1 protein-coding gene is annotated in these 631 nt (G+C 47.7%); it reads right to left on the bottom strand.

The features are described 5' to 3' along the window. Positions 1–7: 7 nt before the first annotated feature. A partial coding sequence (locus A3750_RS22255) for a TonB C-terminal domain-containing protein (RefSeq protein ID WP_082873394.1) occupies positions 8–631 on the bottom strand: 624 nt, incomplete at its 5' end.

Raw genomic sequence — 631 nt, 5'->3', positions numbered from 1 at the left:
GCGTGGTTTAATCTGCCATATCGCTCTCATCATAGGTCAAACTCAAAGGAAAAGTGACCATCGCTCTCCGTGCATCCGGATCTGACGGAAGCTCCAAGTATCCCGCACCTAATACTGCACTGTAAAACGCCTCATCTAGCGCATCGTTTCCAGAGCGTTTTTTAAAGGCGATAGCATTAACTTTCCCTTGCCGATCTAACAATATTGTGATCACGCCTTGATAGCGATTTCCATCTTTCTTGGGAGCGTCAAGATACTGAGTGATGCGCTTGACCCCTGCCAGCATAGACTGATCGAATATCTGCCGCTCAAGAGGGTTGAGTTCCTGAATCAACTTCATACCATCTACTTCGCGCTTTTTGACCTTGGATGTACCCGCACCCTTTGTCTCAATAAGCGCTCTCTGTAATTCTCGATCACTCAGCTGCTGCATGCTTCCAAACTTCTTGAAACGCTCGCCATCAACAACCTTGTTCGCATCTTTTATTGGCTTGCCTTTTTTCGGATCTGCCTGCTTTGGTCCTTGCGCTTTTTTGGGTTCACCTTTCTTGGGTTCACCTTTCTTGGGCTCGCCTTTCTTGGGTTCGCCTTTTTTGGGCTCACCTTTCTTGGGCTCACCTTTCTTGGGTTC

This window comes from Oleiphilus sp. HI0079 (assembly GCF_001635105.1).
The sequence above is the reverse complement of the archived record's forward strand: the minus strand, read 5'-3'. Positions and strand labels throughout refer to the sequence as shown.